Below are 616 nucleotides of genomic sequence, written 5' to 3'. Positions count from 1 at the left end.
TGGGCCACCAGGTTCGGCTGATGCCGCCCTCTTACGTGAAGGCCTATCTGCGGCGACAGAAGAACGACGCGGCCGACGCCGAGGCGATCTGTGAGGCGGTCACCCGTCCGACCATGCGGTTCGTGCCGGTCAAGAGCGCCGAACGGCAGGGTGTACTGGTTCTACACCGGACCCGCGAGTTGCTGGTGCGCCAGCGGACCATGCTGATCAACGCCATCCGCGGCCACTGCGCCGAGTTCGGGATCATCGCGCCGCAAGGGGCTCGCCGTGCCAGCGATCTGGTCGAGCACATCAGGCAGGCGGAGCCGGCTGAGCTTCCAGAGCAGGCGCGATCCGCCCTGCTGAGACTGGCCGAACAGCTCGATACGCTCGCCGCCGAGATTCATGGGCTCGAACGTCGGCTGCTCGCCTGGCATCGTCAGGACCAGGCCAGCCAGCGCCTGGCGACCATACCGGGCATCGGCATCATCACGGCTACGGCGCTCTCGGCCGCCGTGACCGACCCGGCCCTGTTCCGCTCCGGCCGCGAGTTCGCCGCCTTCCTGGGTCTGGTTCCGCGCCAGAACTCCTCCGGTGGCAAGGATCGGCTCGGCCGCATCTCCAAGATGGGCGACGG

At 68.3% G+C, this 616-nt stretch carries 1 protein-coding gene; it reads left to right on the top strand.

Annotated features, from left to right (window positions below; genetic code table 11):
* Positions 1–616, top strand: a 616-nt coding sequence (locus ACP7AZ_RS17820) for an IS110 family transposase (protein WP_426039984.1), incomplete at both ends; no start/stop codon positions are given.

The sequence above is a fragment of the Brevundimonas sp. DC300-4 genome, assembly GCF_049897365.1.
In the GTDB taxonomy this organism is placed as follows: Bacteria; Pseudomonadota; Alphaproteobacteria; order Caulobacterales; family Caulobacteraceae; genus Brevundimonas.
Note: the sequence above shows the minus strand (reverse complement) of the source record. Positions and strands in the feature narration are given on the sequence as shown.